At 38.3% G+C, this 22,590-nt stretch carries 15 protein-coding genes; 14 read left to right on the top strand and 1 reads right to left on the bottom strand.

Annotation, left to right across the window (positions count from 1 at the left end; all coding sequences use genetic code 11):
• The first annotated feature begins 55 nt into the window (after positions 1-55).
• The 11 genes from WC614_03535 (at position 56) to WC614_03485 (ending at position 17,365) form a co-directional block, all read left to right on the top strand.
• Entirely contained in the window at positions 56-1,699 is a 1,644-nt protein-coding gene (locus WC614_03535) for an FG-GAP-like repeat-containing protein (GenBank protein MFA5032073.1), read from the top strand.
• Positions 1,700-1,849: 150 nt separating this feature from the next.
• Positions 1,850-4,972 (top strand): LamG-like jellyroll fold domain-containing protein, encoded by a 3,123-nt coding sequence (locus WC614_03530; protein ID MFA5032072.1) that lies wholly within the window; start codon positions 1,850-1,852, stop codon positions 4,970-4,972.
• A gap of 278 nt (positions 4,973-5,250) precedes the next feature.
• Positions 5,251-6,066, top strand: coding sequence for a hypothetical protein (locus WC614_03525; GenBank protein ID MFA5032071.1), 816 nt, complete (start codon positions 5,251-5,253; stop codon positions 6,064-6,066).
• Positions 6,067-6,218: 152 nt separating this feature from the next.
• Positions 6,219-7,151 carry an ATP-binding cassette domain-containing protein gene (locus WC614_03520; GenBank protein MFA5032070.1) on the top strand — a complete coding sequence of 311 codons (933 nt, stop codon included), beginning with the start codon at positions 6,219-6,221 and terminating at the stop codon, positions 7,149-7,151.
• Positions 7,152-7,161: 10 nt separating this feature from the next.
• A complete protein-coding gene (locus WC614_03515) occupies positions 7,162-9,312 on the top strand; it encodes a Gldg family protein (GenBank protein ID MFA5032069.1) in 2,151 nt (716 codons plus the stop codon).
• Positions 9,309-9,461: a 50S ribosomal protein L33 gene (gene rpmG, locus WC614_03510; protein MFA5032068.1), complete on the top strand. Its 153-nt coding sequence runs from the start codon at positions 9,309-9,311 to the stop codon at positions 9,459-9,461. Before WC614_03515 ends, rpmG begins: the two co-directional genes overlap by 4 nt.
• Before the next feature lie 147 nt (positions 9,462-9,608).
• On the top strand, positions 9,609-12,863 hold the full coding sequence (gene mfd / locus WC614_03505) for a transcription-repair coupling factor (GenBank protein ID MFA5032067.1): 3,255 nt from the start codon (positions 9,609-9,611) through the stop codon (positions 12,861-12,863).
• A gap of 135 nt (positions 12,864-12,998) precedes the next feature.
• A complete protein-coding gene (locus WC614_03500) occupies positions 12,999-14,879 on the top strand; it encodes a tetratricopeptide repeat protein (protein MFA5032066.1) in 1,881 nt (626 codons plus the stop codon).
• Entirely contained in the window at positions 14,860-15,612 is a 753-nt protein-coding gene (locus WC614_03495; GenBank protein MFA5032065.1) for a dihydroorotate dehydrogenase electron transfer subunit, read from the top strand. The genes WC614_03500 and WC614_03495 overlap by 20 nt, the downstream gene beginning before the upstream one ends.
• Positions 15,613-15,737: 125 nt before the next feature.
• The gene (locus tag WC614_03490; protein MFA5032064.1) at positions 15,738-16,469 is read left to right on the top strand and encodes an outer membrane lipoprotein carrier protein LolA; all 732 of its coding nucleotides are present in this window, start codon (positions 15,738-15,740) and stop codon (positions 16,467-16,469) included.
• Positions 16,469-17,365: a dihydroorotate dehydrogenase gene (locus tag WC614_03485; GenBank protein MFA5032063.1), complete on the top strand. Its 897-nt coding sequence runs from the start codon at positions 16,469-16,471 to the stop codon at positions 17,363-17,365. The genes WC614_03490 and WC614_03485 overlap by 1 nt, the downstream gene beginning before the upstream one ends.
• A gap of 439 nt (positions 17,366-17,804) precedes the next feature.
• Here WC614_03485 and WC614_03480 read toward each other — a convergent pair whose 3' ends face one another.
• A complete protein-coding gene (locus WC614_03480; protein ID MFA5032062.1) occupies positions 17,805-18,377 on the bottom strand; it encodes a LemA family protein in 573 nt (190 codons plus the stop codon).
• 228 nt (positions 18,378-18,605) lie between these two features.
• On the opposite strand from WC614_03480, the gene WC614_03475 reads away from it, so the two are divergent.
• The 3 genes from WC614_03475 (at position 18,606) to WC614_03465 (ending at position 22,567) form a co-directional block, all read left to right on the top strand.
• Positions 18,606-19,850, top strand: a complete 1,245-nt coding sequence (locus WC614_03475) for a 3-isopropylmalate dehydratase large subunit (protein ID MFA5032061.1) — start codon at positions 18,606-18,608, stop codon at positions 19,848-19,850.
• Between the two features lie 2 nt (positions 19,851-19,852).
• Positions 19,853-20,347, top strand: a complete 495-nt coding sequence (locus tag WC614_03470; GenBank protein MFA5032060.1) for a 3-isopropylmalate dehydratase small subunit — start codon at positions 19,853-19,855, stop codon at positions 20,345-20,347.
• A gap of 162 nt (positions 20,348-20,509) precedes the next feature.
• Positions 20,510-22,567 carry a TonB-dependent receptor gene (locus tag WC614_03465; GenBank protein ID MFA5032059.1) on the top strand — a complete coding sequence of 686 codons (2,058 nt, stop codon included), beginning with the start codon at positions 20,510-20,512 and terminating at the stop codon, positions 22,565-22,567.
• Positions 22,568-22,590 lie beyond the last annotated feature (23 nt).

The following is a 22,590-nucleotide window of genomic DNA, read 5'->3' as shown; positions in this document are numbered from 1 at the left end:
AAATAATTGTTGCAAATTTCTCAAATAAGTATCATATATATCATATAAATAATTTATGAAAAAATTAAATTTGTTTCTCTGCTCACTTTTTGTATGCAACAGTATTGCAACTGTGAGATTATATGCTGACTGGCCTATGTTTGGAAAAGACCCGGCACATACCTGTCTATCATCTGAAAAGGGAAATTTCCCGCCTTTTTCCCAACCGGCACTACAATTTGACTGGGATTCGCTGGATATGATTAATGAGATGTTCGCTTCTTCTCCCGTTATTGGAGATATAGATAAAAACGACACCTGTGAAATAGTGGTAACTGCATCCAAAAGTGGTCACGTATATGTACTAAAAGATTCGATAACAAGAAGTCCCGGAACACTCTACGACACATTAAAACATCATCCTGCAGTATTATGGTCATATAAGATAGGCAGTAGTAGCTGGCTCACTTCTTCCCCTTTGCTTTTTGATATAAATAATGACGGATATATGGAAATTGTATTCGGCGCTCAAGATAAATCAGTATATGCACTCAGCTGGATAGCAAAACAATCTATATGGTCTTTTCCTACTAATGCGAAAATTAGTTACTCATCCCCTAATGCCGGAGATATAGATAAAAACGGTCAACAGGAAGTTATTATCGGCTCTGATGATGGCAAACTTTATGTTATAGATGGTATGACGGGAAGCTTAAATTGGTCATACCAAACCGGCGGGTCTATTGTATCATCTCCTGCAATAGGCGACATAAACGGAGATGGATATGATGAAATAATAATTGGTTCAAAAGACCGTAAAATGTATGCTTTTAATTACATAGGTGATACTTTGTGGACTTTCAATGCAGGGGGGGAAATATGGTCTTCACCTGCTTTGGGATGCCTTGATGGGGATACTCTACCCGATATAGTTTTTGGATGTTATAATAATTATGTTTACGCAATTAAAGGGGAAGATACAACTTCTATTCTCTGGTCATACCCTACATCTGGTCCAATAGAACACCAGTCCGCAGGACTTGCAGATATTGATAAAGATAACAAGCTTGAAGTTATCATAGGAAATTTTTTAAGTAATCACTTGTATGTGTTAGAAGGAGAAGATGGCTCAGAAAAATGGATAAAGGATATGTCCTGGATAGTTCCATCTTCGCCGGCTATTGCAGATATAGATAACGACACTGAACTTGAGATAATTATGTCCATACATGATGGACTCTGCTATGCATGGAATCCTGATGGTAGTGAACAATGGAGTTGGGGATATCCAAGTGGCAACCAGGATGGGCCTATAGCCATAGGAGATATCGACAGTGATTCTAAGATTGAAATTGTAGGAAGTGACATTGCAAAATCTAAAATCTTTGTTCTTGGATTTCCTCTTCTTGATACAGTTCCTCACGCTATAGAAGAAAATTCAAATATTAAAACCCCTTCGACTACGCTCAGGGCAAGTCAAAATCCTTTTATTACTTCAACAACTATTCTTTACTCTCTACAAGAGTATACAAATATAAAATTAACAATCTGTGATGTTTCCGGCAGAGTTATGAAAACACTTGTAAACGAAAATAAACAAGCCGGAAATTATTCTGTAACCTTTTCCGCTGAAGATTTGCCTCCGGGTATTTACTTCGCAAAACTTTCTACTCCTACCCTGACAAAAGATATTTGTAAAAAACTAATATTATTAAGATAACCATCTACAAATAATATCAAAAATTAGATAGCAAAAATACAGATTGACCCAACTTGCCAAAAAAACTGCAGACGCCCTGTAAAAAAAGTTTGCCAAAACGCTTATTCTTGTTTATTAAAAGTAATTACTTGTTTGCCGATAGAAAACTATATGCAGAAAACTTTATTCGTCTTATTTCTAAGCTTTATTATCCAAACAGTAAATGCAGAAAACGGAATCATGGTTTACGTCGTTCCTCCCATAACCGACAATAAAATATTGCCTGCCTCTTTTATTTCTTCTGATTATATTTCCAATACAATCTCTATTACCGCTTCTCCCGGCGAATATGAACCGGCAAGTTTTGTCGTTCAGACTCAACAAACTATTCCTTTTCTGGAAATAAAAACATCCACTCTCATAGGAACAAGCGATTCCATTGCTTCCGGTAACATAGATATTAGTGTAGTCAAATGCTGGTATCAAGCCGGCATAGAAATATGGGATATAACTCATAAACTCCTTACCCCTGAGCTCCTGTTAAAAGATGACAGCCTTGTTAAAGTGACCAATGGAAACAATTATCTTAAATTAACTTCCGGGCAATATGCTTTTATAAGCGATACCGCCAACACATCAGGAATTCCGGATGAACCTCTTATTGATAGTTTCCCGGTAAAAGATAGTCCTGTCCTTTTACCTGTTAGCATTGACGGTGGTACAAATAAGCAATTTTGGATTACCTTAAAAATCCATGATAATGCCACTCCCGGAATTTACACAGGTAAAATCATATTAAAAACCAATACCGACACTCTGGAAGAAATCCAACTAAAAGTAGAAGTCTTGCCGATAAAGCTCTCTGAACCTTGTTTAACATACAGCATCTACTATGGCAGTTATCTTGCAGATTACGGGACACTATCAAGAAACGCTAAAAATGAAGAGCAACTCAGGGCAGAACTAAAAGACCTTTTTAATCACGGGATAACCAACCCAAACTTATTTTACCAGGAATCTTTAAGAACCGTTCTGAGAATAAGAAATGAAATAGGTATAGACTCCCAGACCCTTTATTATCTTGGCTTACAAACGGATACTTACGGCGACAGCCTTGATTCCTTAAAAAACGCGGTAACAAACTTAAAAAACTTAGCAACGCCATATGGAGTTACCGAACTTTTTATTTATGCGCCGGACGAACAATATCTGGATACCCCTGACCAACGGGCTCAAATAGACGCAGTTCACCAAGCGGGAGGAAAAGTATTTGATGCGCAATTCAATAACCACGCAGATGCAATAGCTGATGTTTTGGATTTAGCAGTCGCAATTAATTATCCCATCCCTGTGCTAGCCGCTAAATACCATAGCTATGGGCACAAAATATTCTCCTACGCTAACCCTCAATGCGGCGAAGAAAAACCTGAAACATACCGTCGGAATTATGGACTTCTCTTATGGCAAAAAGATTATGACGGTGCAATGGATTTTGCTTATCACTGGAATTTTTGTAACATCTGGAATGATTTTGACTACCTATGTCGCGACCATAATCTTACATACCCTACAATGAATGGAATTGTCGGAACTATCCAGTGGGAAGGATGGCGGGAAGCCGTAGACGATATAAGATATTTAACTACTCTTTTTGATGCGATGAATAATGCAACACACAACAATAAAGATACTACTGCAGCCGGGAATTGGGTTGACAGCCTAAAATCATTGAACCTAAATACGCAAAATCTGGATTCTATCCGTTCTATCATGATTAAGTATATTTTATCTTTTCAAGATCCCGGTACCGATACCATAAAACCCGTTATAAATCTTATTAAACATTCCCCCGTTACCTTTTATGGAACGATGGATATTAGCTGGAATATCGATGAAAGAGCTACAGGACAGGTAGAATATGAAATAGCCCCCCCTGACAGTGACATTATAACTACCCCTCTGGATTCTACGACTGCTTTGAATTCTATGTTTGAATTTAGCCACAAATTCTCAATAACGGGACTTACTCCGGATACGGTCTATTATTTCAGGGTTAAATCCGCTGACCTTTCGGGTAATCTAACCGTTAGCAACATAGATAGTTTTAATACTTACTCATCTCTTTCAATTGCTTTTGTCCCGCCAACCGAAAATGATAACGCCGTTATTAATCATCTGTGGACGGAAATAAAAACTTCCATAACTACCACTTATGAAGCAACCAGTTTTATAGACTGGAACAGAAGCCTGCTCGGTTACTGGAATTTTAACGAAGACACCGGAACAACAGTTACGGACAATGCCACTCATAACAATAACGGAACATTTTATACTACAGATACATCTAATTTCTGGATAAATGGAAGAATAGGCAATGCATTAAAATTTGACGGCAACAGTTATATTGATTGCGGGAATGATTCGAGTTTAAATTGTTCTACCGCAATTACGATTGAAGGATGGATAAAACCCTATGAACATTGCGATACGCCTATCACACAAATTATAGGGTTTGAAGAAAATAGAAGCTATCACTTCTGGCAATGGTCTGATACGACAAATGGCTATAAATGTTATGTGTGGGAAATTTACAACGATGGGACAAGACGATTTATAGATGTGGCTGATTATCTTTTGCCCGTTGACGAATGGACATATATAACTTTACTTTACGATAACGGGTACTTGAAAGTTTATAAAAATGCTAAATTATTTAGTTCGAAAAATGTAGGGGCTATTACCCTGCCCCCTAATATAGGAAACTTAAAAATTGGGAATGCTCCATTCAAGGGAGTTATTGATGAAGTTAAAATATGGAACAGGGCTTTGTCTTTGGATGAAATAAATATTTCATATAATTCAAGTGTGCATAATCTGTTTTATACTTTTCCAGACTTAACCGATGGGAAAACTTATGAGTTCTATGCCTACGCTTCCGATTTGAATGGGGTTTCAGCCAAAACCGAAACAAGGGAAATAACCGTAGACTCTTCCATTGTTAGTGTAGAAGAAATGACGGATACGTTTCCAAAAACCTATGCTTTATCTCAAAATTATCCAAACCCGTTTACAAAATCAACAGTCATTAGTTATCAACTTCCGGCAAAAAGTAAAGTATCTTTAAAACTCTATGACTTATCAGGAAGATGCCTAAAAGAACTTGTAAACAAAGAGAAACTACCGGGTTACTACAAAATAACATTAATCACTAAAAACTATCCTGCAGGCATTTATTTCGCAAAATTTAGCGCAGATACTTATAAGGCAACTAAAAAACTAATCCTGATGAGATAAGTCTTCGTTCCTTTCCTGCTGTTTATTATCCTGTAAATCTTGTCTTTCTATTTCTTTAACCCATATCTTTCTGTATTCTGTTTGTGGTTTATTTTTTTCGGTTCTGTTTTAATCTCTTATGTTCTCTTGAAATCCCTGTCAAAAATTTCTATTGTTTGTCTCTTTTTGCTCTGTGCTTGGAGAGTACTCTGTATATTTATGGGACACCCCCCTGTGGCAGTGACATTTTTCAAAATATTTGTTGCAAAAATCCAAAAACTAACTATACATAATAATATATGAAGAAATTGTTCATTCTTGGATTTATATTTTCAAGTTTTGTTGCAACTACATCTTACTCCCTCACAAAAAACCCCCTTATTCTGAAAGCGTCAGTATATAAACCTAAAGCTGTTTATTTAGTTGATGAGCCGGTCTGGGTAGAATACTTTATTTATAATACGAGTGACGATACCGTATGGGTTAGTCCTATGGTATTATGCGGTAACGGAAACACAACTTTTGAAATTACAACGGGAAGACGTAACACGAAATTATTTGCCACCGGGTGGGATAAAGACCGTAAACATTATAGCAAGGAAAATGCAGGCAACATTCAATTCTGGAAACTATATTGTTTACGGATAAATCCCAGGGACACGGTTTACGGCTTTTATGATCTTACCCTGAATGTCCCTATTGCCAAAGCCGGAACGTATCACTTAAAAAAGATGGCTTTCGAGTCTTTTGCCAGAGAAGGGGATGGAGTCCCGATTTATCCTCCTTTCTGGAAAGGCAGACTGGAAACATCGATAGACTTTATTATTAATATAAAAACTCCCTCGGACAATGAAAAAACGGCTCGCATAATGTTTCGTGAAGCAGATAAAAAATGGTCTATTGACAAATTCGCTCAACTGATAAACTTGTATCCTAACAGTGTATATGCCCCGAAAGCTCAGGTTTATATAATTTATCTTACCAAAAGACAGGTTTCCTCGGGTAAATATTCCGAAGAGGACTTTCAAAAAGAGATTGATAAGCTAACTGCCTCTTACCCTGATTATCCTTATTCCCTCTATTACAAAAACTCCAAAATCTTTATGCAGGACTAAGCATTTTATTCCTACAATCTTAATTCCATTATGATCAAATCAATTTCTATAACAAAATTATTATTTGTTGTCTCAAGTTATTACCTGTCAATTTTTGAAAAAATTCTTATTGACAAAATCACTTTTTTTTGGTAGTTACTCTTTCATAATATATGTCTATCATTGAAGTAAAAAATCTTACAAAAAGCTACGGCTCTTTCAAGGCAGTAGATAATATAAGCTTTGAAGTAGGTAGTGGCGAAATTGTCGGTTTTCTCGGACCTAACGGCGCAGGCAAAACTACTACCCTGCGAATCGTAACGGGCTATTTCCCGCCCACCGTCGGTACTTGCAAAATTATGGGCTTTGATATAGAAAAAGACCCGATACCCGCAAAAACCAAAACAGGATACATACCGGAAAATAATCCCCTGTATAGCGAAATGAAAATAATGGAGTACCTCGCATTCATCGGTCAATTACGAAAAGTGGATAAACTTAACGACAGAATAAAAGAAGTCGTCGCTATATGCGGACTTAAAAGCGTTATCTCAAAAGCTATAGGCGAATTATCTAAAGGCTACAAACAAAGAGTAGGACTTGCTCAAGCTATAATCCACAACCCGGAAATCCTTATTATGGACGAACCTACCGAAGGCCTTGACCCTAATCAAATAGTAGAAGTAAGAGAACTCATCAAAACACTCGGTGAGAAAAAAACAGTCATAATATCAACTCACAGATTGTCCGAAGTTGAAGCCACTTGCAAAAGAGTCATAATTATAAATCGTGGTAAAATCATAGCCGATGCGCCAAAAGACGAAATGCATAAACTCGCAGCCGGCAAAACAATCGTCGAATTGGAACTCAAAGCGCCAAAAGATAAAGCAATGGCCGCCATCAAAGAAATGGCAGGAGTTAAAAACGTAAAAGCCACCTCGAGCCAGGGCGAAACAACTCAATACGAAATAGAAACCGACCCGACTATAGATATGAAAGAAACAATCTTCAAAACCTGCGTATCTAATAACTGGGTAATCGTCGGATTACAACAAAAAACAGCTTCTCTTGAAGACATATTCAGGGAACTAACTAAAGAAAACTAAAAAACAAACAATGAGAGACGTAAAAACTATATTCTGGAAAGAATTCAGGGGATACTTTAATTCGCCGGTTGCTTATATCGTAATCATAGCATGGCTTATTTTATCAGGCTGGTTCTTTGCTGCAGGGTTGTTCGTTTCAAACCAGGCGCAAATAGCCAGTTTCTTTGACCTCGCTCCTTTGTTTCTCTTATTTATAATCCCGGCTACCTGTATGCGACTGCTTGCGGAAGAAGAAAAACTCGGGACAGTTGAACTGCTTACAACTATGCCCTTGCAGGATTGGGCTATTATCACGGGAAAATATCTTGCCGCTTTTGCGGTAATAAAAATCGGAATCTTATGCACTCTTATATACCCAATTTCAATAGCATTTTTAGGAAAACTTGATTGGGGAGTAGTTATAAGTTCTTATTTTGGGTTGCTTTTACTTGGCGCGGGGTTCTGCGCAATAGGAATATTTACCTCATCCGTTACAAAATCACAAGTCATAGCTTTGATTCTCAATATCGTAATTTGTTTCGTGTTCTTTATTCTCGGAAAAGTATTAGGAACTATGTCTTCCGGACTTGTAACGATATTTCAGTATTTTGGTATTGATTACCATCTGGAATCTATGGGTATAGGCGTTATTGATTCAAGAAGTGTAATCTATTTCCTTTCAATGATTGCATTTTTCCTTTGCTTCACTTTTTATTTCTACAGGAAAGCAAAACACAGAATATTATCGGGAGTAAGCGTTACGATATTGCTGGCTATAATAATCGTGGCAAATATACTTTCCTATAGAATATTCGCAAGACTGGATTTAAGTTCCGGCAAAATATATTCTCTTTCAAAAGCATCCGTGCAAATGATAAGAAAGCTTGAAGACCCGGTTATAGTCCGCGCATATATGACGGCTAAATTACCTTATCCTTATAATACAAGAAGCAAATATGTAAAAGACTTATTATCCGAATATAAAGTAAAATCGCGCGGCAAATTAAAATTTGAACTTATTAACCCATCCGACCAGGACAAAAAAATAGACCAGGACAAAAAAATGGATGCGCAAAGAGCCGGCGTTTATCCTTTGCAATTCCAGGACAGGCAAGAAGCAGGAGCGCTTGCAATTAAAGAAGGTTATATGGGACTTCTCTTCCTGTATGGGGACAAAAAAGAAGTTATCCCTGTGATAGAAAACTTTGGCTCCCTGGAATACGACATCACAAGCAAAATTAAAAAATTAACAGAAACATCTCAAAAATCTATCGGGTTCACGAAAGGACATAACGAAGTGCAACTGGATGAAAGACTAAAACAGGAAATCCAAAAAAGATATTTAGTTAGCGATGTCAACATAGATTCAAACGATGTGTCTTCAAATTTATCGACACTTATCGTCCTCGGACCAAAGGGAGAATACAATGATACGGCACTCCAGAGAGTAAAAAATTTCCTTGATGCCGGCAAATCTTGCGGATTCTTCCTTGATATGATGAATGTAAATACCGAGTATTTCTTTGCTTTCCCAACGAAAACAGGATTTGAAAAGCTTTTACCAATTTATAATATTACCTTGAAAAACGGGCTCGTACTTGATTATCAAAACCAGATAATTGGAATTACATCGCAAAGAGGCAACTTCAGAATGCAAAACCTCGTTCCTTACCCATTCTTCCCGAAAGCTACAGACCTTAATAAATCCAATCCAATCGTGAGAGAGCTTGAAGCTGTTGTCTTACCTTTTGTAGGAGCAATAGCCGGCGGAACTCCGTTAGTCAAATCTTCTCCAAAAAGCTGGTTAAAGCCGGACGTAAAAACAGTTAATCCTATGGAACAACAAATCCCGACGCCTGCCGAAGAAAAAGGCCCATTCAACCTTGCAGTAACAAATGAGAAACCAAGATTTATAGTGACAGGGTCTTCAAAGTTTGCAGAAGCTAATTATTTGAGCGCCGCAAATGTAGCATTCCTGTTAAATACGATTGACTGGCTGGTAGCAGATGAAGAACTCATTGCTATAAGGTCAAAAGGAATAGCCGAAAGGCCATTAAAAGATACCGGCAAGGGTGCTAAGATGGCTATTAAATGGATAGATACTTTATTGCCTTCTTTAGTTTTGATAATTATAGGTTTTGTCAGACTCCGTAAAAGAAACAATAGGATATACGAAATATGAGAATAATCTTATCTCTGGAATGTGAAGAGTGTAAACGTAGAAACTACACCACTACAAAAAACAAGCAGAAACACCCGGATAAAGCTCTGTTCAAAAAATTCTGCCCCTGGTGCAACAAACACACTAATCACAAAGAAACAAAAGCATAGTAAAAAGCTTTTGCTGGAATTGTAGTCTTCACCTGCTTGGCCCGCCCGACGCGGGGAATATTAGTCCATAAAGGAAATACATATATTCTATTTTTTTGATATTGAATTTATGTTATTTATAAACTATTTCTTGTAACATTCACACATATGTCTGCTCTTACCGATATTACAAATATAGTCCTAAAATCTCCTGCATTTATACACGCTGCCACCCAAGCTACCGTTTCCGGATTACAGGGCGGACTGAAATCGCTCTTTATCTCTTACCTAGCATCCCGACATAATGCCGTCGCCGTTATTACCCATTCACCCGATGAACTAACTGAAGATATCTTATGCTGGTGCAAAAACAACCCGAAATTTAATGCCTTAAAAATATACAATCTGTCGGACGAGTTTGCATTACAATCGGCTATCCCTGCCCTGCTTGATACTCCTCCAATGTCCATCTTTGTTACTGCACCACGCAACGACTTGCCCTCACCGGATACTCTCAGACAATCTCTTATAAACTGCGATCTTGATAAATTCCCCGATATCAATGGAAAATCTCTAAGTATGATGGAGTTCTCAAATAAGTTAGCGGAGTTCGGGTTTACTTTCGTAGATACCGTAAACAATCCTACGGAATTCGTTAAAAGAGGCGGGATTATTGACCTCTGGCCCGGCGGAACGATATACCCCGTGAGGCTTGAGTTCACAGGCGACGCCATAACAAGTATCCGCGAATTTGACCCGCTCAGACAGGTTTCCATATCCAAACTGCAAAAACTTATTATCTCCCCACTAAATATTTCAGACGGGAATAATGAAAGTCCGCAAACAGATGAAAGAGCGAACTGCAACGGGCGACTCAACGAGTCTCCCCTACAAAGAGAAAAAGAGGAATGGTCACGACCATTCCCTACGGATGAGGACGGGAAGCAAATAAACAAAAGGGCGAACAGCAAGCCCCTACGAAAGGAAAAGGAATGCGCCACAACACGAGAAGATAAAACAAAAGCCTCTTCCGGGAATATTATGCAGTATTTCAAAAGTCCCGATATTCTCATTGTTTTTGACGGGATTTCCGATAATAAAGAACCCGTACCTAACAAGACCGTTTATATAGGAGACGGGATTTCCGTTGGAAGCCTATCAACTTATAACGGAAACTTTGATATATTTAAGGATACTCTCGAATCACTAAAAAATTACACCAAATTTGTCCTGTGTGAAACCGAATCCGAAACCAAACACATAGCTTCGCTTTTCCCCGAACTTGAAGTCAGGATTTCAAACCTTCCTAACGGCTTTATTCTCCCGGATGAAAAACTTGCAGTATTCACTTATATGGATATTTTCGGCAGGAAAAGAAAAAAACGGGAATACCATCCTTTCAAAGATAAAGGCGTTGCAATACAGGATTTAGAATCCCTGCATAAGGGAGAGTTCATCGTCCATATAGACTACGGAATCGGCGTGTACCAGGGAATTACAAAACTAAAATTCGATACGATAGAAACCGACTGCCTTTTTATAACTTATAAAAACGGCGACCTGTACGTTCCCATAGACAAATTCAATTGCATAGAACGCTGGGTAGGCGACACTGCCGTTTCTCCTGACCTTACCGATTTAGGTTCAAAGAGCTGGGAGCAGCGCAAAAACCGGGCTAAAAAGGCAATCCACGAACTGACAACCGAACTTATCGCGTTATACGCAGAAAGAAAAATTTCAAAAGGACATAAATTCGCCCCGGATAACCTCTGGCAGAGCGAACTCGAATCAGGCTTTCCTTACGAAGAAACGCCGGACCAGTTAAAAGCAATCGTCTCTATCAAACAGGATATGGAATCCGAGTTAACAATGGACAGACTTGTATGCGGGGAAGTCGGCTACGGCAAAACCGAACTCGCGCTTCGCGCGGCATTCAAAGCAATTATGGATAACAAGCAGGTGGCAATACTGTGCCCGACAACCATACTTGTTGAACAGCATTATCGAACATTCAAAACAAGAATGTCCCCGTTTCCGGTAAATATTGCCCAGATTTCCCGTTTCCAGACTCCAAAACAACAGAAAAAAGCCGTTGCAGACATACATTCGGGCAATGTTGACATTCTAATAGGAACTCATAAGTTACTCGGAAAAACCATACATTTTAAGGATTTAGGATTGTTAATAATAGACGAGGAACACAGGTTTGGAGTCTCCCAAAAAGAAAAATTAAAAAAACTAAAAAAGAACGTTGATATTCTGTCTTTGACCGCTACGCCTATTCCTCGGACCCTTTATATGGCTCTGACGAATATAAAAAACTTATCCCGTCTCGAAACCGCTCCTGTCGGAAGACAACCTATTATAACCCGAGTCGCTTCGTTTGACAGAGCGCTTATCAAAAACGCCATAGAATCCGAAATCTCAAGAGGCGGACAGGTCTATTTTGTGCATAATCGTATCAGTTCTATATACAGCATTGCAAATTTTATACAAAAATTGTCTCCGGATTTCAAAATCGGTATCGCTCACTCCGAAATACCGGCAAAAGAGCTGGAACTTATTATGTTAAGATTTTTTGAAAAAGACATTAACATACTTGTCTCTACTGCAATAATTGGTTCCGGTATTGACATCCCGTCCACAAACACCATAATAATAAACAGGGCGGACAGATTCGGTCTGGCAGATTTGCACCAGTTGAGAGGGAGAGTTGGACGTTCGCAAGAACACGCATACTGCTGGTTACTCGTTCCCGAAAATATAACTCCCGATGCAAAAAGAAGGCTGCAAGCCATTTCAACTTATTCGGAACTTGGAGCAGGGTTTAAACTTGCCCTGCAAGACCTTGAATTCAGGGGAGCCGGAAACTTACTCGGCAGGGAACAGCACGGGCATATCTATTCTATCGGATACAAACTTTATGAAAAATTACTTGAAGAAGAAATAAATAATATCCATTCCAAAAATCAACCCGATAAACCAATGCCTTTGAAAAAACTGGAACCGGAAATCCGTATGAACGTGAACTGCTTTATCCCAGAAGATTATGCTCCTTATAACCAGAAATTCTTGCTATATAAGAAAATCTCAAATATAATTTCGTTTGAAGAAATCACCGGTTTTGAAAAAGAACTGGTTGATAGGTTTGGGCCTATTCCGGGCGAAGTAAAGAATTTATTGGAGTGTACTCACATAAAACTTCTTGCCATAGAAAAGGGAATTTCAAATATCACAAGCAAAAAATCTACCCAACAACCGGGCAAAAGAGAAATAACACTAAAGTTTTTGACTTCGCCGTCCCAAAAATTTCTATCCAATAATTATGTCAAGGAAGTTAAATCTATTGATAATGCTATGGAAGTTTCTCTTGCAGGGGTAAGAGATTTAAAACAGTTAATAACGTTGCTTTCTTCTAACTGAAAAAAACGAGAATTTAACCGCAGAGACGCAGAGCTCGCAAAGAAAAAAAGTTTTTTAGTTAAAAATAACAAAACAGGGAAACTTCTGAATACAAAATTGTTGACACTTCTCATATATTATTGTAAAGATTAAGTAATGAAATTTAGGTTTTTGTTCTGTCTGGTATTTCTTTGTGGCTGCGCATACTATAATACTTTTTATAACGCAAAAGATTGTTATAAGCAGGCAATGGTTTCCACGCCTCCAAATCAAGGGTTGCTCGACAAATCAATTCAGAAATCTGAAAAATTAATCTCTTCTTATCCCAATTCCAAATGGGTTCCTGAAGCGTTGCTCCTTATAGGAAAATGTTTTATGGAAAAAGGAGATTACGACCCGGCTATCCGTAAATTCAAAGAGCTGATAGAATATTATCCCAAAAACAAATTAGTAGACGACGGGCGAATTGAATTGGCACGCGCTTATCTAAAAAAAGGTGATTATATTGAAGCGAAAAATGTAATTAAAAAAGTAAAAAAAGAAAGAATGGAAGAAATAAACATACTTATGGTAGAAACTTATTTTATGGCTCAAGCCTACGATACTACTATAAAAGTTGCAAAAGATAATTTGCCCCATATTCGAAATTCAATTTTAAAATCCAAAACTTATACATTAATAGCGAACTCTTACGATTCTCTTGGTAAATATAAATCCGCCATAAAATATTATGATAAAGCATTTAAGCTGGAGCCAAAAAATTTGCCTGTTGTTCTTGCCATTGCGAATGCTTTTCTCAAGTTAAATAACCCCGAACATGCGCTGGACAGACTTACACACTATAGCGAAGTAATGACGGCAGCCGAACAAGATACGCTAAATCTTGTGATAGCTAAAAGTTATAGAGCTAAAAAAGATTTTACTAAAGCAATCGAAACGCTGGACAAAATAAAAACATCTCCACAGGCAACTTATGATATGGGAGTCATATACGAAGAAGATATACAGAACCTCGAGAAAGCAAAAGAATATTACGAACAGACAAGAAATTCAGGGAGCAGCGAAATCTCCAATGAAGCACTTATTAGGGCAGTTAGGATAGATAAACTATTAGAATACCAAAAACTTATTTCCAAAAATTCTGCTAAAGCGGACAGCCTTTACAAACAAAAAACAGACACACTGAAAATAAAAATGCCCAAAGATAGTTTATCCCAACAAAGTTCTGATACTTTAAAAACCGGCACTGCTAAAGATACTCTATTGCAAAAAATAAGCCCGAAAAAAGATAGTCTGATAGTAAACGTTAACTCTCCTCGCCCGGGATTACCGAGACACAAGAGTCCCCCTAAAGATAGTTTATCAAAACATAGTCTTGACACCCTGGAAATAGTAACAGCTAAAGATAGTTTATCTAAAGAGAGCATAGATACCCTGAAAATAAGAACACCTAAAGACACATTATCTCGGCAGAGCATAGATACCCTAAAAATAAAAACGTCTAAAGATAGTTTGTCAAGGCAAGTCCCCGGCGATAGAAGGAGAACAATGGACAGGGATGGCCTTTTTGGACACATGCCACAAAAAGACAGCTTATCCATTCCAAACATAGGCATTCCAGGAATGGGAGATAGTCTCTTAATGCAAGATGCGGGCATCAGAAAAAGGGAAACAGCAGAAGATACTTTGTTAACAAAAACCATACCGGATAGTTCTAAAGATACCCTTAAACCTGAAGATCTGGGGAAAGCACAATTTCTTCTCGCAGAACTGTTTCTGTTTGAATTCAAAAAAATAGATGATGCCATTAAGGAATATGAAAAAGTAATTACTGATTACCCTGAAAGTGAATACGCTCCTAAAGCCGCTTACTCCATAGGATGGGTACTGGAAAGTGAAAAAAAAGATACAACCGGAGCAATCTCCGCTTACCAAAAAATAGAGGAAAAACTTAAAAAAAATAAACATTCTCCTAAATATATAGAATTAGCTAAAAAGGCAATCTCAAGATTAAAAAATGAAAATTCTAAAGAATGAGAAAATCCGAGGAAATGTTTTTCTCCTTATTGTTGAAGACAAAAAAATAGCAAGTGTTGCAAAACCGGGTCAGTTCGTGCAGGTAAAGCTTAATGCCCCTTCTCCTTTTATATTACGCAGACCCTTCAGCATTCACTGCGTAGAAGAATCTACATTCCATATACTTTATAAAGTCGTAGGTGAGGGGACGAAAGTCCTATCCACTTACAATCCCGACAATGAAATTGATATCCTTGGACCACTGGGAAATGGATTTGAGCTTAATAAAGACGACACCTCTAATTACTATAAAAACGTTTTACTCGTGGCAGGCGGAATCGGAATTGCCCCGCTCTATTTTGTGGCAAAAAAAATAAAAGAATCGGGCGGCACCGTAAACACTCTCATAGGAGCCGCAAACAAAAGCGAAATCTTATGCAAAGAAAATTTTGAAAAACTCGGCACGGTAAATACCAGCACTGAAGATGGCTCCGATGGCATAAAAGGACTTGTAACGGATTTACTGAGAGGCGCGCCTAAGCCGGAAATTATGTTTGCCTGCGGACCTGCGCCGATGCTTAAAGCAATTCAATCTTATGCAAGCACTCACTTTATCCCCTGTCAATTATCATTGGAACAATATATGGCTTGCGGAATCGGGATATGTCTCGGATGCGCAGTCCCGATAAAAAATGGATATAAATACGTATGTAAAGATGGCCCCGTATTCTGGTCTGATGAAGTAAAACTATGAACTGTTATCCATAGGAAGCTTCGTACTCAAAATGGTGAAAATAAATATAAATTATAGGCTTATTGGTCCCAGCAGAGCTGGATACCAATCTCTAAGAGCTTCGCTCAAGAGCTTGGTATAAAACTATGAACATTATATTTGGAATAATCTTTATTCTGCTATCACCCAAGGACTTGCCTGAACGCATTGACAAATCAGGCAACAACCAAATTGACAAAGTAATAAGTAATTATCAGAACATTGAAAGTGTATATGGCAGGATGACAAGATATTACAGTGTAAACGATATTAAAGAACGCTCCACGGGAAAATTCTATTTACGAAAACCGGGCAAACTATACATAAAATACTTTAAGCCGGAACAAACAATAATCTTAAATAATTCCGTATTATGGATTTATTCCCCGGGCAAAAAACAAGCAGTAAAAACGAGTTATTCCGAATTACCGAATATGGATAAAAAATTATCGGGCATAGACATATTACTCAGTTTTAATTTCATAACGGAACTCAAAAAGTCTTTTGACATTACCCGTCAGGACTCCACGCATTTAATCGCAACGCCGAAAGATAACAACAATATAAGTAAAGTTATTTTTGAAATTGACCCGCAAAAAAATGTTATTCTAAACGAAAAAACCTTTGACTATACGGATAAATTAATATATGATACCGATTATAAAGACTGGGAACTTGTGGAAGGGATGTGGTTTCCACAGGATATCGTATCCGAATTTCACATAGACGGGAAAGAGATTAAAGAGAAAGTCAGGTTTAGTGAAATATTTATCAACTATGAAATCGCCGATAAACAATTTAAGTTCGTTGCTCCAAAAGGATTAACAATAATAAACTAATGGATTTATCCGTTAATATTGCAGGGATTGAGTTGAAAAATCCCGTTATACTCGCATCGGGAACTTGCGGATTAGAACAGGCGAAGTTCACTGATTTCAGCCGGCTCGGTGCCATAATTACAAAATCGGTTACGCTTGATTCAAATATTGGAAACCCGCCTCCCCGTGTAGCGGAAACACATTGCGGAATGCTGAACTCGATAGGACTTGAAAATCCGGGCACAGAAAAGTTTATTGCGAATAAACTTCCATTATGGTTAAAGTACAATACTCCCGTAATTATTAGCGTTGCGGGGAAATCCCAGAAAGAATACATAGAAGTAATAGAAATGTTTGAATCCACTCCCGTTTCCGGATTTGAAATTAATGTCTCCTGTCCCAACGTAGAACATGGGATTGAATTTTGCAAAGACGCAAATAATCTTGGCAGGTTGTGTTCGGCAATAAAAAAAGTAACTACAAAACTGGTCATAATAAAACTTTCGCCTAACGTAACGGATATCCAGGCAATCGCCCTTTCCGCAGAAAACAACGGCGCAGATGCTATATCCCTGATAAACACAGTACACGGATTAAAAGTTGACCTTGAAACAAAAAGCGCAGTACTCGGAAAAATAACCGGTGGGTTATCGGGACCGTGTATTAAGCCTGTTGCCCTTTCCTGTGTTTACAAGGTAAGTCTGGTCTGCAAAATTCCGATTATAGGGATGGGTGGAATAATGAATGCGGAGGATGCACTGGAATTTATAGTAACGGGCGCAAGCGCAATTGAAATCGGAACTGCCAATTTCGTCAACCCAAACGCAGGCATAGAAATAATAAACGGGATGGAAAAATACTGCGAAAAACATAAAATCCCGGACATAAAATCCCTCATCAAAAGCAGGAAGTTTTAGCCTTAGCAAAGATAACCCAACCACCCTGCCCAAAAAGAACAAAACTTTTGGACACAGATTAACACAGACAACAAAAGGATACCAGAAAAACAGATTAAAACATTACAGACAAAAAATGATTTTGATATAGATTTCCGCAGCTAAGCTGGGTAACTTAGAGTAATCCGCCTGAGGCGGAAACTCTAGGTAACCCCAGAGAACAAAAAGATTTTTAGCCACGGATAAAAACAAAAAAAAGAGAATATCAACAGGGGTTTTAAGTCTGCCTAAGGTGGAGAAGAATTTCTATGTTATTTTCATCTTTTTCTTTAATTGTGTAATCTTGAAAATCTAAGATTATCTGCGTCCAAAATTCTTGTTTTTTGGTTTTAGACTCTGCACTCTCAACGTCCCTGCCTACCGATAGACAGGTTTTTGTTCTGTGCTATATCTGTTGTTATTAGAACTTTACTTCGGGCACAGCTTGTTCTGCTTCCGGGACTTCGAAATATGCTGCCACTTCTTTATGGAACACCGAAGCAAAGAAACTACCCGGGAATCTCTTTATGCTTACGTTATATATTTTCACAAGTTCGTTATAGCGCATTCTTTCCACAGCAATGCGATTTTCAGTTCCTGAAAGCTCGTCCATTAGTTTATTAAAATTCTCATTCGCTTTAAGAACGGGATAATTCTCGGCAATTGCCAATAACCTTGACAATGCGCCTTCTACCCCCTGGTAAGCTTTCATTTTGTCGGGAACGGTATTTGCTCCTGCGAGTTTTGCTCTTGCTTCCGCAATGTTTTCAAAAACTCCGCGTTCGTGCTCCATATAGCCTTTGACCGTGTTTACAAGATTCGGGATAAGGTCGTTTCTTCGTTTAAGTTGATTTTCTACCTGCGCCCATGCAGCGCTTATCGCTTCTCCCTGCGAGACAAAACGATTGTAGTAGTTTGCAAAAGTCATTGCTACCATTAAAACAAACAACAGAATTACTCCAAAAACTATTCCAATAGTTGAAAATTTTTTCATTTTTCCCTCCTAATATAAATTCTTTAGTCAGGATATATTATATTGGAGTAAAGTCAAGAAAAAACGGAAACAGAGATTCTCACCGCAGAGACTTCCCGCCAAGGCGGGATAAACTCCGCACGCAGAGAACAAAAAGATAAGACAAGATTAAGAGGAATTACAAGAGAATTAAAGAGACGAATAAAATATTTTATTGACGAAAACAAAGACATTGAGTATTGTAAGATTATGACTTTAGCAGAAAAAATTCTTGCAAGAGCGGGCGGCAAAAAAATAGTTACCCCGGGAGAGATTGTTACCGCCAAAGTAGACGTCGCAATGTCCCATGAAAATGCCGATGTTGTCCTTAAAGCATTCCGAGAAATAGGATTGAACAAAGTCTGGGCGCCTGAAAAAATTGTAATTCTTTTTGACCATCGCATCCCTGCAGAATCGGAAAGAACCGCGGCTACCCATAAAAGAGTCCGTGAATTCGTCGCCGAACAGGGAATAACCCACTTCTATGATATGAGATTGGGAATCTGCCATCAAGTGCTCCCCGAAAAAGGACATTCAATGCCGGGACAATTGCTTGTGGGAACGGATTCCCATACCACGACTCACGGCGCATTCGGAACATTCGCCGCGGGAATTGGCGGGACCGAAATGGCAGGTGTATGGGCAACGGGAGAAATATGGTTACGAGTCCCGGAAACAATAAAAATCGTCGTATCAGGAAAATTCAAAAAAAACGTTTCCGCTAAAGACCTTATATTATACATAATCGGGGAACTCGGGTGCGACGGCGCAGACTATAAGAGCGTAGAATTTTGCGGTCCGACAATGGACGATATGAGCATTGCAAGCAGAATGGTATTAAGCAATTTGTCAATGGAAATGGGTGCAAAAGTAGCTTTCTGTCCCGTAGATAAAAAAACAATCGAGTACGTAAGTTCACGTAATACAAATAAGATAGAAATAATTAAACCTGATGACGATGCAAGTTATGAAAAAGTTCTTGAATTTGACGTGTCAGACCTTGAACCGCAGGTTGCCTGTCCTCACGCAGTTGATAACGTCAAACCCGTAAAAGAAGTAAAAGGATTAAAGATTCACCAGGCGTTGTTAGGTTCCTGCACGAATGGCAGGTTGGAAGATTTGGCATCGGCGGCAAAAATTTTAGAAAATAAAAAAGTAGCAGAAAGCGTGCGAATGCTTGTTATCCCGGCAAGCCGGGAAATTTATCTTGAAGCGATGAAAGCGGGTTACCTGGAAACATTTATAAAAGCAGGCGCGTTAATTCTTAACCCGGGTTGCGGTCCCTGTCTTGGCGGACACCAGGGGTTGTTGGCGGCAGGCGAAGTATGCATATCAACGACAAACCGTAATTTCCAGGCAAGAATGGGAAGTGCGGAATCGTTTGTCTATCTTGCATCTCCTGCAACAGTTGCAGCTTCTGCAATCACAGGAGAAATCACAGAAGCACACGAGTAAATATGATAAAAGGTAAAGTCTGGAAGTTTGGTGATGATGTAAATACGGATGTAATATACCCGGGGAAGTATCTTTCCATAACTGCCGACCCGGTAGAGATGGCAAAACATTCTTTTGAAACGGTGCATCCTAATTTTATTAAAGAAGCAAAACCCGGCGATATCGTTATTGGCGGCAAGTTTTTTGGCTGCGGGTCATCCCGGGAACAGGCGGTTACCTGTCTCAAACACTTTGGAATTAAAGCAATCGTTGCAGAATCATTTGCAAGAATTTATTACCGCAATGCAATAAATCTTGGACTGCCGATTCTTGTTTGCAAGGGAATATCCAGCAAGGTTAACCAAGGGGATATTGTTGACATAGAATTTGAAACGGGAAAAATAAAAAACACGACTACCGGCGAAGAAATGCAGGCGACTCCTTTACCCGCTTTTATAATGGAAATTATAAATACGGGCGGACTAATTCCCTACTTACGCCAAACCGCTAAAAAATAAAAATGACATTTCTTTACCTCTCAAATATAAAGACAGACAAGAATGTCTGTCCTACTCTCGAGAAGTCAGTTGTAAGTTGTTTGGGCTAAAGCCCGGAAGGACTGTTTGAGGCTTAGTCTTATACCCCCGCCTAAAGGACGGGATAATTTAAACTTATAATTTATGAAAAGAATAGGAATATTAATTTTGCTTTTATCCGTATTTTCTTATCAAACTTTATTTGGCTGGTGCACGGGAAGAATACAGGGAACGGTAAAAGACTCCATCACAGGCGAACCGTTAAAAGAAGTAAATATCGTAATCAGGAACACGACTATACATACAAAAACCGGCACATCCGGAGAATACTTTTTCTACCAACTTTCCTGTGATGAAGCAGAATACGAAGTTGCAGCCGCCATTGCGGGATACAAAGCAGACTCCAAAAAAATAATCGTTTCGCCGGGAAGCCATACAACTATTGATTTCAGCTTGGTCCCGACCACGATTCAAAAAGGAGACATCGTAACGGGTAATTCTAAAAACACAGAACTATGGGAACATACCACAATATTTACGGATGTAATAGATAAAAAGGAACTCTCAAGACATAATTTTGAAACGGCTGGAGATGCAATAAACTGGCTTACCGGAATGCAAATACAAAGAGGAGAATACGGGACAAAAAGCGTTTGCAGGTATCGTGGGCTTGAACCTGAGCATCTGTTAATATTATTGGACGGGCAAAGAACAACAGGGATATATGATTTAGACCAATATCCGGTAGGAATGATAGAAAGAATAGAAGTGTTGGAAGGTCCTTATGCTAATTTGTATGGAGAAGGAGCGATTGCGGGAGTAGTAAACATTATTCCTACTCTCCCCTGTAATACTAATTTTGCTGAAATTACACGAGGAACGAACAATACAAAAGTTCATAGTCTAAGACAGGGAGTAAAAAAAGATAAATTCGGATATGTCTTTAACTACAGTCAAAGAAGTTCAGACGGAATATATCCGGCGTTTGATAAATTCGATGCGTCCGATTATCGCGGGCAAATAATAGCTAATTTGTCGGAAGCGGAACCAAAAACTATCTCCGAATTGACAATAGAACCGGGTTACTATTACCAAAAGGATGAATACCAATCAAGAGAACACCGGAAATATAATATCAATTCCGTCTGGGATGTAAAGTTACATGAATTCGCAGAACTCAAAACAAGATTCTCTACTTACCAGTATAAACAATCTTATTTATATGGGAGAAAAACAAATGAAATTGTCGGAACAACTGAAGGAGAAATTTATTATACGCGCCTTATACTAAAAGATATGAACCATAACATCTCGCATAGTTCAAGTATGGGATATAGTTTCGCTTACTCGGGATATAATTCAAATCTGTCTATTGATACGTCAACTCTGGTTCATAATCTGTATTTGCAACACGAAATACAATCCTCTTCGTTTACCGTATTAATTAGCGACCGCATTGACAGTTATCATAAAGATGTGCGATTAATGCCTAAAATAGCCATATTGTATGGAGTAGACGAGCCTCTTAAAATAAGAGCAGGACTGGGAAAATCAATTAGAGAACCGGATATGTCCCAGCTTTATTCTAATGAATTTTATACTTATGATAAGGGGGGAATGTATGTCAGGAGTAATGATTCGTTAACTACAGAAAAATCTACGACTTATGAATTAGGCGCTGAATATACGGGAGCAAGCTTTTTATCGGCAAGAATTTCATTGTTTAGATATGAAATTAAAGATATGATAGAATTATATACTTTAACGGAAAATTATCATGATGAGTTCCCATTGAAAAGCTATCGCAATATACCAAACGCTCATATACACGGAGCAGAAATAGAGTTTATTTCACAACCGCTTAGTTGGTTATCGGGAGAAATAAAATATACGGCACTTAACACAAAAAATGAATTAACAGGCGTATCTTTGCCGGACAATATACCTCATAAATCCGCAATCGGACTTTATATCGTAGAGCCTAAATTTAAAAATAGAATAAATCTGGAAGCTGAATATGTAGGTTCTACGGATATTAGTAACTATTTTAGTAATTATATGTTGAATATGAAAATCTCCAGAGATATTACGGAATATGCGCACCTTTTTGTCTCTGCTAACAATTTACTCAATAAACACTACAAAGGGTATGATGACATAATTACTTCGGAATGGTTTGGTGGAATAAGTATAAGTTTCTAAACCATTTTCTCTTTACCCCTTTT

It is taken from the genome of bacterium (genome assembly GCA_041649255.1).
Taxonomy (GTDB): Bacteria; Hydrothermota; UBA3073; order JACQXS01; family JAQTXJ01; genus JAQTXJ01.
This window is presented reverse-complemented; position numbering and strand designations above follow the sequence as displayed.